18 protein-coding genes are annotated in these 18,359 nt (G+C 69.9%); 8 read left to right on the top strand and 10 right to left on the bottom strand.

Annotated elements, in window-relative coordinates:
• Positions 1-51: 51 nt before the first annotated feature.
• Complete coding sequence (locus AB0M01_RS01980) at positions 52-1,392, top strand: GH1 family beta-glucosidase (RefSeq protein ID WP_363664979.1); 1,341 nt, start codon at positions 52-54, stop codon at positions 1,390-1,392.
• A 3-nt stretch (positions 1,393-1,395) separates the two neighbouring features.
• On the opposite strand, the gene AB0M01_RS01975 is transcribed toward AB0M01_RS01980, so the two are convergent.
• Entirely contained in the window at positions 1,396-2,097 is a 702-nt protein-coding gene (locus tag AB0M01_RS01975) for a TetR/AcrR family transcriptional regulator (protein WP_363664978.1), read from the bottom strand.
• 94 nt (positions 2,098-2,191) lie between these two features.
• Here AB0M01_RS01975 and AB0M01_RS01970 point away from each other — a divergent pair, with 94 nt between their 5' ends.
• Positions 2,192-3,697: a GMC family oxidoreductase N-terminal domain-containing protein gene (locus tag AB0M01_RS01970; protein WP_363664977.1), complete on the top strand. Its 1,506-nt coding sequence runs from the start codon at positions 2,192-2,194 to the stop codon at positions 3,695-3,697.
• A 44-nt stretch (positions 3,698-3,741) separates the two neighbouring features.
• On the opposite strand, the gene AB0M01_RS01965 is transcribed toward AB0M01_RS01970, so the two are convergent.
• Positions 3,742-5,007 carry a family 16 glycosylhydrolase gene (locus AB0M01_RS01965; RefSeq protein ID WP_363664975.1) on the bottom strand — a complete coding sequence of 422 codons (1,266 nt, stop codon included), beginning with the start codon at positions 5,005-5,007 and terminating at the stop codon, positions 3,742-3,744.
• A 285-nt stretch (positions 5,008-5,292) separates the two neighbouring features.
• On the opposite strand from AB0M01_RS01965, the gene AB0M01_RS01960 reads away from it, so the two are divergent.
• The 3 genes from AB0M01_RS01960 (at position 5,293) to AB0M01_RS01950 (ending at position 8,485) form a co-directional block, all read left to right on the top strand.
• Positions 5,293-7,191, top strand: coding sequence for a ricin-type beta-trefoil lectin domain protein (locus AB0M01_RS01960; protein ID WP_363664974.1), 1,899 nt, complete (start codon positions 5,293-5,295; stop codon positions 7,189-7,191).
• 118 nt (positions 7,192-7,309) lie between these two features.
• The gene (locus tag AB0M01_RS01955) at positions 7,310-8,128 is read left to right on the top strand and encodes a MerR family transcriptional regulator (protein WP_363664973.1); all 819 of its coding nucleotides are present in this window, start codon (positions 7,310-7,312) and stop codon (positions 8,126-8,128) included.
• Between the two features lie 3 nt (positions 8,129-8,131).
• Entirely contained in the window at positions 8,132-8,485 is a 354-nt protein-coding gene (locus tag AB0M01_RS01950; protein ID WP_363664972.1) for a VOC family protein, read from the top strand.
• A gap of 9 nt (positions 8,486-8,494) precedes the next feature.
• Here AB0M01_RS01950 and AB0M01_RS01945 read toward each other — a convergent pair whose 3' ends face one another.
• Together AB0M01_RS01945 and AB0M01_RS01940 are read right to left on the bottom strand one after the other, a co-directional pair.
• Positions 8,495-8,824, bottom strand: coding sequence for a metalloregulator ArsR/SmtB family transcription factor (locus AB0M01_RS01945; protein ID WP_363664971.1), 330 nt, complete (start codon positions 8,822-8,824; stop codon positions 8,495-8,497).
• 108 nt (positions 8,825-8,932) lie between these two features.
• Entirely contained in the window at positions 8,933-9,367 is a 435-nt protein-coding gene (locus AB0M01_RS01940; protein ID WP_363664970.1) for a MarR family transcriptional regulator, read from the bottom strand.
• Positions 9,368-9,442: 75 nt separating this feature from the next.
• Between AB0M01_RS01940 and AB0M01_RS01935 the strand changes: the two genes are divergently transcribed.
• Complete coding sequence (locus AB0M01_RS01935; RefSeq protein WP_363664969.1) at positions 9,443-10,042, top strand: maleylpyruvate isomerase family mycothiol-dependent enzyme; 600 nt, start codon at positions 9,443-9,445, stop codon at positions 10,040-10,042.
• Here AB0M01_RS01935 and AB0M01_RS01930 read toward each other — a convergent pair.
• From AB0M01_RS01930 to AB0M01_RS01920, 3 genes are all read right to left on the bottom strand, one after another.
• Complete coding sequence (locus AB0M01_RS01930) at positions 10,035-10,883, bottom strand: phosphotransferase (RefSeq protein ID WP_363664968.1); 849 nt, start codon at positions 10,881-10,883, stop codon at positions 10,035-10,037. The two genes, AB0M01_RS01935 and AB0M01_RS01930, sit on opposite strands and share 8 nt — an antisense overlap.
• A 129-nt stretch (positions 10,884-11,012) precedes the next feature.
• Positions 11,013-11,672, bottom strand: coding sequence for a response regulator transcription factor (locus AB0M01_RS01925; RefSeq protein ID WP_363664967.1), 660 nt, complete (start codon positions 11,670-11,672; stop codon positions 11,013-11,015).
• Complete coding sequence (locus tag AB0M01_RS01920; RefSeq protein ID WP_363664966.1) at positions 11,663-12,940, bottom strand: histidine kinase; 1,278 nt, start codon at positions 12,938-12,940, stop codon at positions 11,663-11,665. The genes AB0M01_RS01925 and AB0M01_RS01920 overlap by 10 nt, the downstream gene beginning before the upstream one ends.
• A gap of 132 nt (positions 12,941-13,072) precedes the next feature.
• Here AB0M01_RS01920 and AB0M01_RS01915 point away from each other — a divergent pair, with 132 nt between their 5' ends.
• A complete protein-coding gene (locus AB0M01_RS01915; RefSeq protein ID WP_363664965.1) occupies positions 13,073-13,750 on the top strand; it encodes a DedA family protein in 678 nt (225 codons plus the stop codon).
• 56 nt (positions 13,751-13,806) lie between these two features.
• Complete coding sequence (locus AB0M01_RS01910) at positions 13,807-14,421, top strand: NAD(P)H-dependent oxidoreductase (RefSeq protein ID WP_363664964.1); 615 nt, start codon at positions 13,807-13,809, stop codon at positions 14,419-14,421.
• 4 nt (positions 14,422-14,425) lie between these two features.
• On the opposite strand, the gene AB0M01_RS01905 is transcribed toward AB0M01_RS01910, so the two are convergent.
• The 3 genes from AB0M01_RS01905 to AB0M01_RS01895 form a co-directional block, all read right to left on the bottom strand.
• Complete coding sequence (locus tag AB0M01_RS01905) at positions 14,426-14,929, bottom strand: VOC family protein (RefSeq protein ID WP_363664963.1); 504 nt, start codon at positions 14,927-14,929, stop codon at positions 14,426-14,428.
• A gap of 83 nt (positions 14,930-15,012) precedes the next feature.
• Positions 15,013-17,550: an FtsX-like permease family protein gene (locus AB0M01_RS01900; protein ID WP_363664962.1), complete on the bottom strand. Its 2,538-nt coding sequence runs from the start codon at positions 17,548-17,550 to the stop codon at positions 15,013-15,015.
• A complete protein-coding gene (locus AB0M01_RS01895) occupies positions 17,547-18,335 on the bottom strand; it encodes an ABC transporter ATP-binding protein (RefSeq protein ID WP_363664961.1) in 789 nt (262 codons plus the stop codon). The genes AB0M01_RS01900 and AB0M01_RS01895 overlap by 4 nt, the downstream gene beginning before the upstream one ends.
• Between the last annotated feature and the right edge of the window lie 24 nt (positions 18,336-18,359).

Below are 18,359 nucleotides of genomic sequence, written 5' to 3'. Positions count from 1 at the left end.
CAACTATGCTTTGAAAAAACCGCCTTCTCCACCACCCTTTGGGGGTCACCGATGGTCGAGCTCTCCCCGCTTCGGCAGGACTTCGTCTGGGGTACCGCCACCTCGGCGTACCAGATCGAGGGCGCTGTCGACGCCGACGGCCGGCTGCCGTCGATCTGGGACACGTTCTGCCGGGTGCCCGGCGCGATCGACAACGGTGACACCGGTGACGTGGCCTGCGACTCCTACCACCGCTGGCCCGACGACCTGGCCCTGATCAAGCAGCTCGGCGTCGACGCGTACCGGTTCTCGATCGCGTGGCCGCGGGTGATCCCGGCCGGCTCCGGCGCGGTCAACGCGCCTGGTCTGGCGTACTACGACCGGATGGTCGACGACTTGCTTGCCGAGGGCATCAAGCCCTTCGTCACCTTGTACCACTGGGATCTGCCGCAGGCGCTGCAGGACACCGGCGGCTGGGACAACCGCGACACGGCGTACCGGTTCGCCGAGTACGCCGCGGTCGTCGGCGCCAAGCTCGGCGACCGGGTGCGCGACTGGGTGACGCTGAACGAGCCGCTCTGCTCGGCCTGGATCGGCCACTGGGAAGGCCGGATGGCGCCCGGCATCACCGACCCGGCGACCGCCGTGCGCGCGTCGTACAACCTGCTGCTGGCGCACGGGCTCGGCGTGCAGGCGCTGCGCGAGTCCTGCCCGGAGCCGCCCTCGGTCGGTCTGGTCGTGAACCTGAGCGGTTGTGAGCCGGCCAGTCAGAGCGCCGAGGACATCCGCGCGTCGCGGATCGCCGACGGGCACATCAACCGCTGGTGGCTCGACCCGACGTCGGGCCGCGGCTTCCCGGCCGACATGGTCGAGACGTACGGCGTGGAGCTGCCCGAGCAGCCCGGCGACCTGGACATCATCGCCGCGCCGACCGACTTCATCGGCCTGAACTACTACTTCCGCCAGATCATCAAGGCCGACGACTCGGTGCCGGTGCTCGGTTTCAGCCAGGTCCCCGGCCCGAACCCCGAGCACACCATGCTCGACTGGGAGATCCACCCGGCCGGTCTGGAGGAGCTGATCCTGCGCCTGGCCAAGGAGTACGACGCGGAGAAGATCTACATCACCGAGAACGGCTCGGCCTGGGTCGACTCGCCGGATGCGGAGTTCAACGTCGACGACGCGCAGCGCACGGCGTACCTGGAAGGGCATCTCGCGGCGTGCGTTCGCGCGGTGCAGCAGGGCGCGCCGCTGGCCGGGTACTTCGCCTGGTCGCTGATGGACAACTTCGAGTGGGCCTACGGGTACGCGCCGCGCTTCGGTCTCGCGTACGTCGACTACCCGAGCGGCAAGCGGGTGATGAAGACCAGCGGCAGGACGTACGCCGACCTGGTGAAGTCGCACCGCGGCTAGCGGTCAGTTCGTGTCCGCCAGGCGGCGCAGCCAGTCGTCGAGCAGCGCCGCCTCGGTCGGGCTCAGCGGGTTCCCGGGATGGTTGCCTAGGGCAACTCGCAGTGCGGTCGCCTGGGACGGGACGTCACCGGCCGCCTCGGTCGGGCCGGTGGTGATCGAGCTCAGCACCAGCTCGCGGGCGACCGCGGGCAGCCGCGGGTCGCGGTCCGCGGGCGGGATCGCGATCTGGGACAGCACCAGGCCGAGGCCGTTGGCGTGGATCAGCGCGGTGGCGCGTTCGACGCTCATCGTCAGCCGCCCGGCCGCGGCGACCCGGGCGACCATGCCGGTCAGCCGTTCCAGCGCCTCGGCGCGCAGGGTCGACGCCTTCTCGTCGCCGGGGCCGCCGTACCCGAGGGTGTAGAACATCGGCTTGGTGAGGCCGAAGTCGACGTGCAGGTCCCAGGAGCGGCGCAGGTCGTCGACCGGGTCGCCGGTCTCGCCGAGGTCGCGCTTGTCGCGCAGGTAGTCCTCGAAGGCCTGGGTGGCGACCGCGTCCAGCAGCCCGTCCATGTCGCCGAACTGCCGGTAGATGGTCGGCGGCTGCACGCCGGCCGCCGTACTGACCGAGCGGGTGGAGACCGCGGCGCGGCCCCCCGCGCTGAGCAGGTCGGTGGCGGCGCGGACGATCCGGTCGCGGGTGGTCGCCCGGGTGCTGGTTGGCATGTTATCGACGATAACAGCAAGATGCCTACGCTGATATCGGTTCCGGTGGTAGATCTGAAGGTGTTATCGCTGGAAGCGCCTGAGGGGAACTGACGTGAGTCACTACGACTACATCGTCGTCGGCGGCGGCACGGCGGGCAGTGTGCTCGCCGCTCGCCTGACCGAGCGACCCGACGTACGGGTTCTGCTGCTGGAGGCGGGCGCGCGCGAGCCGCACCCGTTGGTCGCCGAGCCTCGCGACCACTACCTGCTGCGGCAGAGCTCCTTCAGCTGGGGTGACATCACCGTCGTCCAGGCGGCCACCGGTACGGCGACGCCGTTGCCGCGCGGCCGTGGGCTCGGTGGTTCCTCGGCGATCAACGCGATGCTCTTCGTCCGCGGTCACCGGTCCGGGTACGACGACTGGGTCGAAGCCGGCGCCAAGAGTTGGGGCTTCACCGACCTGCTGCCGTACTTCAAGCGCAGCGAGACGGTGATCGGCCGTGACCCGGAGCTGCGCGGGCAGAGCGGGCCGGTCGTGGTCGGTCCCGCGGACCCGCCGAACCCGGTGCTCGCGTCGGTGCTCGACGCCGCCGTCGAGGTGGGGCACCGGGCCGCGACCGACATCGGCGGCGGACTCGAGACCGGGTTCGGGTTGCCCGACCTCTCGATCGTCGCCGGGCTGCGGCAGACCGCCGCCGACGCCTACCTGACGCCGGAAGTGCTGGCCCGGCGCAACCTCGAGATCGTCACCGACGCGACCGTGCACGAGGTGCGGATCGTGAACCGGCGCGCGGTCGGCGTCCGGTACAGCACGTACGGCGCGCTGCTGTCGGTCGACTGCTCCCGCGAGGTCGTGCTCGCCGCGGGCGCGATCGGGTCGCCGAAGCTGCTGATGCTGTCCGGTGTCGGTCCCGCGGATCACCTGCGTGAGCTGGGAATCGCGGTGCTCGGCCACCGGCCTGGCGTCGGGTCGAACCTGCAGGACCACCCGCTCGCGAACGTGGTCTTCGGCACGGCCACGGCGGTCCCGCCGGCGCGGAACAACCACGCCGAGCTGATCGGGCTGCTCCAGGTCGATCCCGCCGCCGCGGGGCCCGATCTGCAGTTCGTGGTGACGGACCTGCCGCAGGTGCCGGCCGGCACCGCGCCGCCGTACGGGTTCACGATCAAGCCGTCGGTGATGCGGCCGTACAGCCGGGGATCGGTGCGGCTGGCGAGCACCGTCGCGACAGCGGCGCCGCTGATCGACCCGAACTTCTTCGCCGACCCGCGCGACACCACGACGATGCTGCGCGGGATCGACCTGGCCCGTGAGCTCGGCGCCGCACGGGCGCTCGCCGAGTGGGGGCCGACCGAGATCGCGCCGGGGCCGGCGCTGACCGCGCGGGACGACCTGCGCGAGTACGTCGGGCGCACGCTCGCGTCGTACTGTCATCCGGTCGGGACCTGCGCGATCGGGGACGGCGAGCAGGCGGTCGTGGACAACGACCTGCGGGTGATCGGCATCGACGGGCTGCGGGTCGCGGACGCGTCGGTGATGCCGTCGCTGCCGTCGGCCAACACCGTTGCGACCGTCTACGCGATCGCCGAACGGGCGGCCGAGCTGCTGCTGGCGTGACGGAAGGGCCAGACCGAACGGCCTGGCCCTTCGTCGTGCTCAGGTCAGACGTTCCACTTCTGGTTCGCGCCGCCGCCGCAGGTCCAGATCTGCGTCGGGGTGGCGTTCGCCGAGTTGTTGCCGGTGACATCGAGACACTTGTTCGCCCGTGGGTTCACCAGATCTCGTGCGCCGGAGTACGTCCACTGCTGGGCCGCGTTGCCGTTGCAGGTCGCGATCTGGACCCGGGTGCCGTCGGCGGTCCCGGCGTTCGCGACGTCCAGGCACTTGCCCAGGGCCCGGATCGTGCCGTCGCCCGGCCGGGTCCACTTCTGCGCGGCGCTGCCGTTGCAGTCGTACAGCTGGACGGTGGTGCCGTCGGCCGCGTTCGCGCCGGCGACGTCCAGGCACTTGCCGGCCAGGCCGGTGATCTGGCTGCCGGAACCGCCGCTGCTGCCCAGGGTGGAAACCCGGACGTAGTCGACGACCATCGACTGCGGCATCACCGTGCTGCCGTCGGGGTAGCCCGGCCAGTAGCCGCCGACCGCGACGTTCATGATCATGAAGAACGGGTGGTTGTAGACCCACTGCCTGCCGCCGAGGTCGGCCGGCGTCCGGCGCTGGTACTGGACGCCGTCGACCGACCAGGTGATCGAGTCCGGCGCCCAGTCCACGGCGTAGGTGTGGAAGTCGTTGCGGAACGGCTGGCCGTTCGGCGACTGGTACGCCGCACCGATGCCGCCCTCGCCGGAGTAGCCCGGGCCGTGGATGGTGCCGTGCACGGTGTTCGGCTCGCGGCCGATGTTCTCCATGATGTCGATCTCGCCGTCGTTCGGCCAGTTGCCGCCACCGAGCATCCAGAACGCCGGCCAGACGCCCTGGGTGCCGGGGATCTTGATCCGGGCCTCGAAGCGGCCGTAGGTCTGGGTGAACGTCTGCGCGGTGAGCAGCCGGGCCGAGGTGTACTCGCAGGTGCCGTAGTGGCACTGGAACCCGCCGCTCTCGCGGCGGGCGGTGATCACCAGGTTGCCGCCGCCGTCAAGCGCCGCGTTGCGGGTCGAGTTCGTGTAGTACTGCCGCTCGTTGTTGCCCCAGCCACCGCCACCGATGTCGTAGCGCCACTTGGCGGGGTTCGGGGCCTGGCCGTTCGGGCCGTCGAAGGTGTCCTCCCAGATGGTGGCCTGCGGAGCCATCACCTGAGTGGCCGCCGCGGCCGCGGTCTCGGACTGGGGCCGGGCGTCGGCGGGGGACTGGAGTACGGCGGTGCCGAGCAGCGCGGCGCCTGCGGTGAGCAGCGCGGCGGCCCGGAACCGGGAACGCGGGACTCTCATGCGTGCCTCATTTCTCGCTCGGCCGGAGGGGCGTCCGGCCGGTAGGGGCGGGGGCGGGACGTGAACGAGACAGTTCGCTTGTGCGACGGAAGCGTGCCGTGAGAACGCTCCCACGTCAAGGCCACACGTAAATACAAGGCGTGAAAAAAGGCGTCGCACGGCATTGACTCCGGCGGGCACCGATGGTTACCTGCTGATGACCACCAGTTGCGGCGCGGGCAGACGCCGGATCCGGGGTGCACCGCTTCGTCCCCTGAACCCCTTGAGCAAAAGGGAGATCCGCCCATGCCCAGCCCTCTTCGTCGTGCCCGCCCCGGACGACGACGCCTGCTGCCCGCCCTGGCCGGGTTCGCCGCCCTCTCGGTGCTGGCCACCGGTCTCAGCCTGAGCAACCCGACGCCGGCGCAGGCTGCCGGTGAGCAGGTCAACGTCTGGCTGACCACCACCAACGACGCCGCCGGACGCAACGTCACCCGCGGCCTGCAGCAGCAGGCGCCGGTGAACTTCGGCCCGGCCGGCGGCAGCGCGAACCAGACGGTCAACGTCAACGAGAACACGACGTACCAGACCTTCGAGGGCGGTGGCGCGTCGTTCACCGACAGCGCCGCGTGGCTGCTGAACAGCAGCAACACGATCTCGGCCGCGACCCGCAACCAGGTGATGAAGGACCTGTTCGACCCGGTGAACGGGATCGGCCTGGCCTTCACCCGCAACCCGATGGGCGCCTCGGACCTGGCCCGCTTCAACTACTCCTACGACGACACCTGCTGCGACCTGAACGACTTCACGATCAACCACGACCTCGCCGACGTCGTACCGCTGACCAAGCAGGCCAAGCAGCTGAACCCCGCGCTGAAGGTCAAGGGCGCGCCGTGGAGCGCGCCGGCCTGGATGAAGGACAACAACAAGTTCACCAACCGCGGCTGGCTGAAGGCGGAGTACTACCCGCTCTACGCGCAGTACTTCGTCAAGTACGTGCAGCAGAACGAGGCCCAGGGCAACCACATCGACTACGTGTCGGTGCAGAACGAGCCGACCTGCTGCGGGAACGACAACACCGGCTACGCGTCGATGAACTGGAACGGCGCCGGGCTGCTGAACTTCACCAAGAACCACCTGATCCCGGCGTTCCGGGCAGCCGGCATCACCACCAAGGTGATGGTGCTGGACTACAACTGGGGCAACTACAACGACCTCGGTTCGGTCCCGCTGGCCGACGCCGGGCTGCGCAACGACCCGCTGTTCGGCGGCATCGCCTGGCACGGGTACGGCGGTGACGTGAACCTGCAGACCACCGTGCACAACCAGTACCCGGCCGTGAACCACTACATGACCGAGCACTCGGGCGGCACCTGGATCCCGAACCAGCAGGTCGAGGACATGAACAACCTGATCGACTACACCCGGAACTGGAGCAAGTCCTGGGTGAAGTGGAGCCTCGGCCAGGACGAGGCGATGCTGCCGTTCGTCGGTGCCGGGTGCAACGTCTGCACCGGTCTGGTCACGATCCACCGCAACGACGCGCAGCGCGGGCAGGTCACCAAGACCGTCGAGTACTACACGATGGGCCACCTGACCAAGTTCGTGAAGCCGGGTGCGGCGCGGATCCAGTCCGACGCGAACAGCGCGGTGAAGAACGTGGCCTGGAAGAACCCGGACGGCTCGAAGGCGCTGATCGCGTTCAACACCACCGGCAGCTCGCAGTCGGTGCGGGTGAACTGGGGTTCGCAGTCGTTCACCTACACGCTGCCGACCAAGACCTCGGCGACCTTCACCTGGTCGGGGACGCAGAGCGGCGGCGGTGGTGGCGGCGGGCAGATCACCGGTCTGGCCGGCAAGTGCATCGACGTCGCGGGGGCGAACCCGGCTGACGCCACGACGGTTCAGCTGTACGACTGCAACGGGTCGTCCGCGCAGCAGTGGACGCGTCCTGGTGACGGCACTGTGCGGGCGCTCGGCAAGTGCCTGGATGTGGCGTCGGGGAGTGTGGCCGACGGCGCTCGGGTGCAGCTCTACACCTGCAACGGATCGGCCGCGCAGCAGTGGAACTACACCGGCGGCAAGGATCTGGTGAATCCACAGGCCAACAAGTGCCTCGACGTCACCGGGAACAACTCCGCCAACGCCACGCCGTTGCAGATCTGGTCCTGCACCGGCGCCGCGAACCAGAAGTGGAACGCCTGACCAGCTAGCCCGGGGTCCGCACGGGGACCCCGCCCGGACCGGCCGCACCCACCTGTGGGCTGCGGCCGGTCTGTGCTGGGTTGACCCTCCGGTGGCCGGAGGGTGCAAGGTGTGGGACATGACGGCTTCGGTGACCATCGGGGAGTTCTCCCGGCTGACCCATCTCAGCGTGAAGACGCTGCACCACTACCACGACATCGACCTGCTCGCGCCCGCGCTCGTCGACCCGAGCTCCGGCTACCGCCGGTACGAGATCGCGCAGGTCCCGACCGCCCAGCTGATCCGCCGGCTCCGCGAGCTGCAGATGCCGCTGGCCCAGGTCCGCGCGGTGATCGACGCTCCTGACATCGCGACCCGTGACGAGGCGGTCCGTCTCCATCTCGTCCAGATGGAACGCGAGCTGGTCCGCACCCAGCAGGCCGTCGCCTCGCTGCGCTCGATGCTGACCCTGGCGCCTACCGAGCTCCCGGTCGAGTACCGCTTCGTGCCCGCGTTCCGCGCGTACGGCGTGCGCGAGCGCGTCCATCGCGACGACATTTCCGCGTGGTGCGAGAACGTGTTCACCCGCCTCGGCGCGCTGGCCGGGCGGTACGGCATCAGCGCCGTACCGGGGGCGGCGTACAGCGACGAGTTCTTCGCCGACGAAGCCGGTGAGGTGACCGCGTTCCTGCCCGTCGCTCCCGACCAGCCGGCCGACGAGAGCGTCGACCTGATCGACCTCCCGGCCGGGCTGTTCGCCGTCGCGCTGCACCGCGGCTCCTTCGAGGAGCTCGACCGCGCGTACGGCGCACTCGGCAGCCATGTCGCCGAGTTCTGCGAGATCGCGCCCGGACCGGTCCGTGAGCTGTACGTCGTCGGGCCGGGCGACAGCACCGATTCCAGCACGTTCCAGACCGAGCTCTGCTGGCCGATCCAGCAGCTCCCAACGAGAGGTTGAACCATGCCCGTCACCTTCGAGCAGCTCGCCGTCGACTGCGCCGACGTCCAGGCCCAGGCCGCCTTCTGGGCCGGGGTCTTCCAGACCGAGGTCGATGCCGGCGGCAATGAATTCATGGCGACCGTGAACCGCTCCGGCGGCGGTCCGGCGATGATGTTCCTGCAGGTTCCGGAGAAGCCGTCCGGCGTGAAGAACCGGCTGCACCTCGACCTCGGCAGCGGTGACTGGGCCGCCGACGTCGATCGCATCGTCGCGCTCGGGGCGAAGCGGGAGGGGGAGTTCAACGAGTACGGGACGCACTGGATCACGCTGGTGGATCCGGAGGGCAACGTGTTCGACCTCGCCGAGGCGCACTAGCCCGGCGTACTAGTTCGGTTGCTCGGGGCGCACCTCGTCCATCGTGTCGAGGTGCGCCTCGAGTGCGTTCAGGCGGTCGCGCCACAGGTCCCGGTACGGCGTGAGCCAGGCGTCGACCTCGGCCAGCGGCGCGGGCCGGAGCCGGTACCACCGCCGCTGGGCGTCCTGGCGGACTTCGACCAGCCCGGCGTCGCGCAGCACCTTCAGGTGCTTCGACACCGCCGGCTGGCTCAGCTCGAGCGCGTCCACCAGCTCGCCGACCGGCCGTTCGCCGTCCCGCAACAGGTCGAGGATCTCCCGCCGCCGCGGCTCCGCGAGCACCTCGAACGTAGTTGCCATACGAGGAATATAACTCGTTTCCTCTAAACCAACTAGATAGTTGACATGCTTCACGCCGGCGCTTCAGCGGTGGGATCGACCTCGAGTACCGATTCCCCTGATCCGCCTCTACGCGTACGGGTCGGTGATCTCGCGGAGGCTCGTGAGGGCCTGGCGGAGTTGCTTGGTGCGGGTGGGGCCGAGGTGGGCGGTCCACTCGGCTTCGACTTCGGCGACTGCGGCTGCGGCGATGGGGATGGTCTTGCGGCCCCGTGGGGAGATCTGGACCAGCCGGGCGCGGGCGTCGCTGGGGTCCGGCGTACGGCGTACGTAGCCGGCGCGTTCGAGCTGGTCGACGAGGAACCCCGCGGTCTGCTTGGTGACCTGGGCCTGTTCGGCCAGCTCGGTGAGGCGGGTGCCGTTCGGGCCGATGCGCTGGAAGATGCGCGCCTGCGCCGGGGTGAAGTCGTCGTACCCGGCCGCGGCGAGCGCGTCGAAGACGCGGGTCTCCAGCGCGCGGTAGGGGATGAACAGCAGCAACCCGAGATTCAGCTCGTCCGCCATACCGACATCTTGACCGATGGTCAGAGAGGCTGTCTAATTTGATCAGAGAGGCTGACCAGTTGGGTGGTGGGTGCGGTGCGGACCGAGGAGATCTGGCGGTACGTCGACACCGAGCGCGCGAGCCTGGCCGAACTGCTCGCGGGGTTGACCGCGGAGCAGTGGGCGACGCCGTCGATCTGCCCGGGATGGACGGTGAAGGACGTCGCCGCCCATGTGATCTCGTCCCCGCAGGCGAAGGTGCTGCCGGTGATCGTCGGGATGGCGCGGGCGCGCGGGGATTTCAACCGCTTCGTCTACGAGGAGGCCCGCCGCGCCGGGGCGGCGTACGAGCCTGAGGAGATCGTCGCCCAGTACCACCGCTTCGCGGGCTCACGGCGTCATCCGCTGGGGACGGTGCCGGCTGATCCGCTGCTCGACGTACTGATCCACACCCAGGACATCGCCGTCCCGCTCGGCATCACCGTCGCGATGCCCCCGGAAGCCGCGCGGGCCGCCGCGGAGAGGATCTGGTCGAAGCCGTTCCCCTTCAAGGCACGCAAGCGCCTGGCCGGCACCCGCCTGATCGCGACCGACATCACCTGGTCCGCCGGCGAAGGCGACGAGCTCCACGGCCCGATCAGCGCCCTGCTGCAGCTTTTGAGCGGGCGAACGTACGTGATGACGCAGCTCAGCTGAGGAAGTCGGCGTACAACGGATCGTTGAGCAACGTCGCGGTCAGCGGCACCCCGGAGTCGCGCCCGAACGGGTCGGCGTCGTGCGCGTTCCCGACCAGCAAGGCGTGCACCGCCCGATAGGTCAGCAAGTCGTCGGCGTCGTACCCGAGCCGTTCGGTGATCGCCACGTCGAAGTCGGCCTCGATCGCCCGAGTCTCCGGCGACCAGAGCGCGTACAGCGCTGCCGCACTCGCGGCGTCGAACACGGGATCGCCCGGCATGCTGAGCAATCCGAAGTCGATCACGCTCAGCGGCCGAAGATCGTCGTCGACCAGGATGTTCCCAGCGGTCACATCACCGTGAACGAGCTGACCGGCCTCCGTCAGCCCCTTCAGCCGTTGCTGAAGGCAATCAAGTCTGTTCCCGAAGTCGTCGACCAGGCGCTCGAGCTGATCGCCGTACGTCGCCACCCGCCGCACGAGAAGCTCCCCGAGCGCCTCCGTCCACCCCTGCTGCGGTCGTCGAAACGGCTCACTCTCGTCCAGCACACTCATCGCGAACAACGCCGGAGGCGCCGGTGCCGCGGCAAGCTCTGCGACCACCTCGATCACACAGTCGCGCCCCGCAGTCCACCCAGCCTGACCAAACTCCGGCGCCACCTCGTGCAACGGCCGGCCCGGCAGCTCGACCTCAACGCTGACAACCCACCGCGGCCCTTGGTGAATCTCCACGATCTCCGGAGTACGAAACGCCAACCGCACCTCGGCGTACAACCGCTGCAGCCGCTCGAGCTCAGCGCGCGGCGAATGAAACCAGACCTTCGCCACCTTCCCGCCCCCAACGCGAAACACTGCCCCCTGCATACCGATCGCCACCAGCTCAGGACCCAGATATCCAAGCCCGCGAACATGCTCAGGGATGAGCTCATCGGAGTACTCCACCCGACAACCTTAGGAGAAGGCGGCTCGCAGCGCCGACGGGCTTTCGCGGAGCTAGTTGGTGAGGTACGTCGCGATGGCGAGGCTTCGGCGGTTGTAGTTGGGGTGTTCTGGCAGGGAGAGCTTGTCGAAGATCGACCAGACGTGTTTTTCCACGGCGCTCTGGGAGATGAAGAGCTTTTCGGCGATGCCCCGGTTGTTGTGGCCTTCGGCCATCTTGGCGAGGACCTCGTGTTCGCGGGGGGTGAGTTTGCTGAGTGGGTCGGTGTGGGTGGTGCGGGCCAGGAGTTGGCGGACGACGTCGGGGTCGAAGGCGACTCCGCCGTTGCCGACCCGGTCCAGGGCTTCCAGGAACTCCTCGACGCGCATCACCCGGTCCTTGAGCAGGTAGCCGAAGCCTTCCTGGCCGGAGGTGATGAGCTGGGTGGCGTAGGACTTCTCGACGTACTGCGACAGGACGAGCACGCTGACGGACGGCCATTCGGTGCGGATGGTCAGCGCTGCGCGGAGGCCTTCGTCGGTGTGGGTCGGGGGCATTCGGACGTCGACCACGACGATGTCCGGCGCTTCACCGGCTTCGGCGGCGGTGCGGACGGCGGCGACCAGGGAGTCTCCGTCGCCGACTGCGGCGGGGACCTCGTGGCCTTCCTCTTCGAGCAGCAGGACCAGGCCCTGGCGGAGCAGGGTGGTGTCGTCGGCCAGCATCACTCGCATGGCAGCTCCGCCCGGATCGTGGTCGGACCGCCGGGTGGGCTGTCGATGGTGAAGGTGCCGTCGTAGGCGGCGACCCGGCCGGCCAGGCCGGTGAGGCCGCGGCCGCGGGGGTCGGCGCCACCGCGGCCGTCGTCGGTGACGGTCACGACGACCGAGGTCGGCTCGGTGGCCGGGGTGAAGCCGAAGGCTGCGGCGGGCGCGGTTGCCTGGACGGTGATTCTGATGCGCTCTGCTCCTGAGTGCTTGGTGGCGTTGGTGAGTGCTTCGGAGATGACGAAGTACACGGCGGTCTCGACCGGCGCCGGGGGACGGGTGGGCAGGTCGTACGACAACGTGACCGGGATGCTGGAGCGTTCGGCCAGCACTCTGACGACATCCTCCAGGCCCAGCTGGTCGAGCACGGTCGGGTAGACGCGCCACGCGACATCGCGGAGATCCGCCAGCGCTTGCTCGGATTCCTCATGCGCTTGGCGGACCAGGTCGGCCGCGCGGTCGGGGTCGCGGGAGCGGCGGGCTCGGCTGAGCAGCAGGCCGAGCGCGACCAGGCGTTGCTGTACGCCGTCGTGCAGGTCGCGCTCGATCCGGCGGCGTTCGTCGTTGACCACCTGGACGACCTCGGTGCGGCTCAGGGTCAGCTCGGAGACCCGCTGGGCCAGCACGTCCTCGGTCGACGGCGTCAGATGTCGCCGGGCGAGCGCGGCGTCGAGCTGGCTGACGCCGGCGATGCCCATCACGTTCAGGTAGAGCAGGACCAGGCCGGGGATCGCCGCGACGGCGATCGTCGCCGTACTGACCCTGCCGCCGTCCTCCTCGATGAAGCCCCACGTGCCGCCGAAGATCCAGGCGGACAACATCGACCCGGCGACGGCCAGGCCGAAGACGAGCACCAGCACGACCAGTCCGCCGAAGAGGCCGAGCGGCCAGCGGCGGGCGACGTACCCGAAGGCTTGGCGTGCGCCGTACGGGCCGAGGTCGTGGACGTCGTGGAACGCGGCGAGCCGTCGCCGCTCCAGGCCGGCGAGTTGCCGGGCGCAACGATGGGTGAGGCCGAGCACCGCCCGCCGCGAGCGCGGGACGGCGACGATCGGGACCAGGCCGAGCCCGCAGCCGACGAGGAACACCAGCTCGGCAAGAGCGAGCAGCGCGCCGAGGGTGACGCCGGCCAGAGTGCGCAGGCTTCGCCCGAGCAGCGGCGCGCGCCAGGCCGGCGCGCTCTGCCCGAAGGACGTGGAGTTCCGCAGTGGAGTGCGGGGATCGATGGCCTGCATACGCACCAGGCTAGTGGGAACCGGACGATCGGAGACTGTGGTTTTCCACAGGTCTGTACTGTGGAAAAGCCGAGCAATTACGACGGTCGACCACAGGGCGCGGGCAGTGTTCGCGGACCTAGCGTCGACGCCATGAACTCGACGAACCAGGTGATGATGACCGCGCTGCAAGCGACGCAGGAACCGACCGGTGGGGTGGCCGGATGGGCCATCGACATGATGGAGAAACTGGGGGCTCCCGGCGCGGGCCTCGCGGTGGCGCTGGAGAATCTCTTCCCGCCACTGCCCAGCGAGGTGATCCTGCCGCTGGCGGGTTTCGCGGCCAACCGCGGTGATCTCGGGCTGATCAGCGCGATCCTCTTCACCACGCTCGGCTCGGTCGTCGGCGCGCTCGCGCTGTACGGCGTCGGCGGTGTGCTCGGCCGCGACCGGACCAGGGCGCTGGCCGCGCGGCTGCCGCTGATGAAGATCGAGGACGTCGACAAGGCCGAGCAGTGGTTCGCCAAGCACGGGCCGAAGGCGGTGCTGATCGGGCGGGTGGTGCCGGTCGTGCGCAGCCTGATCTCGGTGCCGGCCGGAGTGGAGCGGATGTCGGTGCCGCTGTTCCTCGGGCTGACGTCGCTCGGCAGCCTGATCTGGAACTCGGCGCTGATCGTCGCCGGGTACGCGCTGGGTGAGAAGTGGCACCTGGTGGAGTCGTCGGTCGGCGTCTTCCAGTACGTCGTGATCGCGGCCGCGGTGGCCGCGGTGACCTGGTTCGTGGTTGTCAAGGTGAAGGCGAAACGTTCGGATTCTGAGAAAGTCCAGTAGCCCGCTGGACTTTGGCTACGCTCGGGGTCTCACTGCCGAACCGCTGGAGATCCCTGATGCCGTCAGTCGCCTTCGAGCCGCGTGTTGTTCCTGATCCGCCGGTGTGGCCGCAGTCCGTGGTGACCGTCGTGGGTAATCCGCGCGCCGGGTCGCGGACGGCGGCGGCTGCCGCCTCGGTTGCCGAGCTGCTGAGTTCTGAGCTCGGTACGCCGTACCGGTTGGACGAGCTGGTGGATCTGGTGACGTTCGCGCCGGCGATCTTCCAGGGGGATGCGGCCCGCGAGGAGGAGCGGGCGGCGCTGGAGAGTGCGGTGGAGCTGGTGTCGTCGGCTTCGCTGGTGGTGGTGGCGACTCCGGTTTACAAGGGCAGCTACACCGGGCTGCTGAAGAGCTTCCTCGACGTACTGCGGCCGGAGGCGCTCGCGGGGGCGGTCGTCGTACCGGTGACGGTGTCGGCGGCGCCTTCGCACAAGCTGCTCGCGGACCAGCACCTGCGGCCGGTGCTGGCGGAGCTGGGAGCGAGTGTGCCGGTGCCGGGGGTGATCCTGGAGGAGCGGGAGCTGGAGGACCTGCAGGTGGTGCTGGCGGGGTGGATCCGGCAGAACGCGGGGATCGTGCAGGCGACGACGATCGCTCTCCAGCCGATCGCCGAACCCACCCCGGGGAGATAGAACGTCAGAGCACCGGGCGCGAAGACCGGCCGGGGTTGCCGGTCATCTCGGCGTCGAAGGTCGCTTGGGCGATCTGCATCGCTTCGGCGTACCGGGGATCGGCCATCCGGGCGCCGACCTCCTCGGCGGGGACGTCCTCGACGTGGGCGACCACCCACCAGATGTTGCCCCAGGGGTCGCGGATGCGGCCGCCGCGGTCGCCCCAGGCGGCGGTGGACAGGTCGGTGACGATCCGGGCGCCGGCCTCGACCGCGCGGGCGAACGCGGCGTCGGCGTCGGGGACGAAGATGCGCAGCAGGGACGGCATCGAGGGCCAGTCGGGGCGGCGGTCGAAGGCGAGCAGGACGGTGTCGCCGACGCGGATCTCGGCGTGGTCGATCAGGCCGTCCTCGGTCTGCACGCGGGCGAGCTCCTCGCCGTCGAAGACCTTGGTGACGAAGTCGAGCAGGGCGCCGGTGTCGTCGGTGACGACCCAGGGGGCGAGGGTGGTGTAAGCGGTGGAGGTCATCGCGAGAAGTCCTGACGTCGAAGGAGGAGAGCCTTTGCTGAGTAAGACTCTCCTCCTCAAAGCGGTCAGGTTCTGTCCTCTACTCAGTCCGGTCGCGAAGTCGTTTCCGCGGGACTGGTACGCAGTACGCCGGTGGCCGGGATCAGCGTCGACAAGTAGGTGAGCGCTGCGGCCGCGGCGACGATGACCAGGTAGATGGACCAGGGGCCGTGCGGGATCGCCGAGCCGGAGAGCTTGGCGCTGAACGGGACCAGCGTGGCCACGGCGACCACCGTGCCGAGGATGACTCCGGTCGCGGTGATGAGCGTGCTCTCCGTGGTGAGCATCCGGAGGACCTGACCTCGGGTCGAGCCGGTCAGCCGCTGCAGGGCGAACTCGCGCCGGCGGCGGATGGTCGACGAGGCGAGCGTGTTGACGACCGAGACCGCGGTGTAGCCGATCAGAAGGCCGACCAGCAGGTAGTTCACCCACGCCTGGGTCTGCGCGTCGGCGCGGTTGCTCTCGATCAGAGCGTCCCGACCGGCGACCTGTACGCCGGGGTGCCGCGCGGCCGTCGCCGCGAGGGCGGCGGCGGGGTCGGCGCCGGGGGAGTAGCGGACGAGGATCTGCGGCGCCAACCGACCGGTGGTGTGCTTCGCGAGCAGTTCGGCCGGCAGGACCAGGGATTCGTAACCGCGTTCGGCGGCGAAGGTGGCCACGACGCGGAGGTCGGCGGGAGTGCCGTCGCCGAGGGTCAGCTTGACCGTCGAGCCGAGGCCTTCACCGGTCTTCTCGACCATGCGGTCGGGGACGGCGATCGTCGAACCGGTCAGGTTCTCGAGCGAGCCCGAGGTGATCCGGACCGGAGCCGGGCCGTCCACGCCCTGCGCGCTGACGCCGATCAGCGGTGCGCCGTCCTCGGCGAAGGGTGCCTTGCGGGGTGCGTCGACCGCGCCGAGGCTCGTCACGTACGCCGAGGCGCCGGCGACGCCGGGGACCTTGCGGACGTCGTCGAGCAGCGACGCCGGGAGGCCGGTGCCGGTGCTGGAGACGAGGACCGCGTCGGCCCTGAGGTCCTTGGTGAAGGCCTGTTCGGTGGCGTGCACGGACGTGGTCTGCATGTACAGGTTCGCGGTCGAGATGCCGACGGCGAGCATCACCGGCATCACCGCGGCGGACATCGCGACCGACCGGGCGGTCACGTTGACGATCGCGAGGCGGCCGTTGACGCGGCTGACGGCGTACAGGGGCCAGCGGATCAGGGCCAGCGTGAGCTTCGTCCAGAACGGGCCGAGCAGCGCGATGCCGATCGCCCAGCACAGCACGGCCGGACCGGCGGTCGCGGCGGCGAGCGGGCCGGTCATCACCGTCGCGGTGACGATCATCAGCGCGATCGCGCCGCCGAGCGACAGCACACCGAGGATCGCGCGGGTCCAGGTGAACCACTTGCGCTGCAGGCCGGCCTCGACGAGCGCCTCGACGGGCTTGATCTTCGCCGACTTGCGGGCGGCGATCAGGGCGGCGCCGATCGCGGCCAGGACCGCGGCACCCGCGCCGGCGGCGAACGGGATCCAGCCCTGGTGGAACTCGACGTACGGCGACGCGACGCCGTGCTCGGCGAGCTGGTCGAAGAGGAAACGGCCGAGCAGGAAGCCGGGGATGATGCCGACCAGGACTGCGGGGATCGAGACGAGCAGTGACTCGCCGAGGATCATCCGGCGGACCTGGCCGGGGGTGGTGCCGATGCTGCGGAGCAGGGCGAACTCGCGTTCGCGGTGCTGCGCGGCCAGGGCGAGGGTGGAGGCGACGACGAACATCATCGTCAGGGTGGCGATGCCGCCGAAGGAGCCGGCGACGGCGATCAGGGCCTCCTGGAACTGGGCGGCGTCGGGGTGCTCGGCGAGGCCGCGGTCGGCGCCGGTGCGGACGGTGAGGTCGCCCTGTTCCTCGACGGCGTCCTTGACGGTGCCGAGATCGGTGCCGGGGGCAACGATCAGGGCGAGGGAGGCGAAGGTGCCGGGGGTGTTGGCGAGGCGGGGGGCCTCGGGGGAGGAGAAGAAGGTGTGGCCGGCGGGGCCGTCGGCGAGGCCGCGGACGGTGTAGGTGGTGGGGGCGCCGTTGGTGAGGAGGGTGATCTTGGAGCCGACGCGGAGGTTGGCGGAGCGGGCGGTGGAGGTGTCGACGACGACGTCGTTGGGGCGCGTTGGTGGGGCGCCTGAGGTGAGCTTGTACGGCGTGAGGCGGGCGGAGGCCCAGGAGTGGCCTTCGGCGGGGAGGAACGTGTCAGCGCCGGTCGGGCGGGAGGAGGGCGCGGTGAGCTGGATCGGCGTTGCGAAGCTCAGGTCGCCGATGACCTCCTTCACGCCGGGGATCGCGCGGAGCTTGGGAGCCAGGTCGGCGGCGACACCGGTCTGCTCCGTCAGGGGAGTGGCGTCTTCGCGGCCGGGGCGGAGGTGCGAGTCGGGGCCGGTGACGACCAGGTCGGCGGTGGCGAAGCGGGTGGCGGGGACGTTGGAGCGGATGCCGGTCTCCATCAGGCCGCCGCAGGCCAGGACGATCGCCGTACCGAAGACGACGGCGACGAAGGTGGCGACGAAACCGCCCTTGCGGAAGCGCAGAGTGCGGACGGCGAGCTTCATCATCGCGCGACCGCCAGACCGTGGGCGCGGGAGCGGGCGCCGAGGTGAGTGAGGCGTTCGGCGACCTGCTCGGCCGTCGGGGCGACCAGGCTGCCGGCCAGCTTGCCGTCGGCGAGGAAGACGACCTGGTCGGCGTACGACGCCGCGACCGGGTCGTGGGTGACCATGACGACGGTCTGGCCCTGGCTGCGGACTGGTTCGCGGAGCAGTTCGAGTACGTCGGCCGCGGTCTGCGTGTCCAACGCGCCGGTGGGTTCGTCGGCGAAGATCACCGCCGGCCGCGCGACCAGCGCCCGCGCGATCGCGACGCGCTGCTGCTGACCACCGGACAGCTCGCCCGGGCGGTGCTTGTGCCGGTCCGCGAGGCCGACTCGTTCGAGCACCTCCTCGACCGAGTGCCGGTGCGGACGCCGGCCGTCCAGCTCCTGCGGGAGCGTGACGTTCTGCCAGACGGTCAGCGCGGGCAGCAGGTTGAAGGACTGGAAGACGAATCCGATCCGCTCGCGGCGTAGCTCGGTGAGCTTCCGCTCGCTGAGCCCAGCCAGCGGCTGGTCGTCGATCGCGACCGACCCGGACGTCGGCCGGTCGAGCCCGGCGGCGCAGTGCAGGAAGGTGCTCTTACCGGACCCGGACGGGCCCATCACCGCGGTGAACGTGCCCCGGGCGAAGCTGATGCTGATCCCGTCGAGCGCGACGACCGCGCCGGCGCCCTTGCCGTAGACGCGGCGGACGTCGGACAGCACGACGGAGTTCGACGACCTCTGGAGTGTTTCCTGCTTGCGCTTCATGGGCTCAACGCTAGGAAGATCGGG

It is taken from the genome of Kribbella sp. NPDC051770 (assembly GCF_040681455.1).
Lineage (GTDB): Bacteria > Actinomycetota > Actinomycetes > Propionibacteriales > Kribbellaceae > Kribbella.
This window is presented reverse-complemented; position numbering and strand designations above follow the sequence as displayed.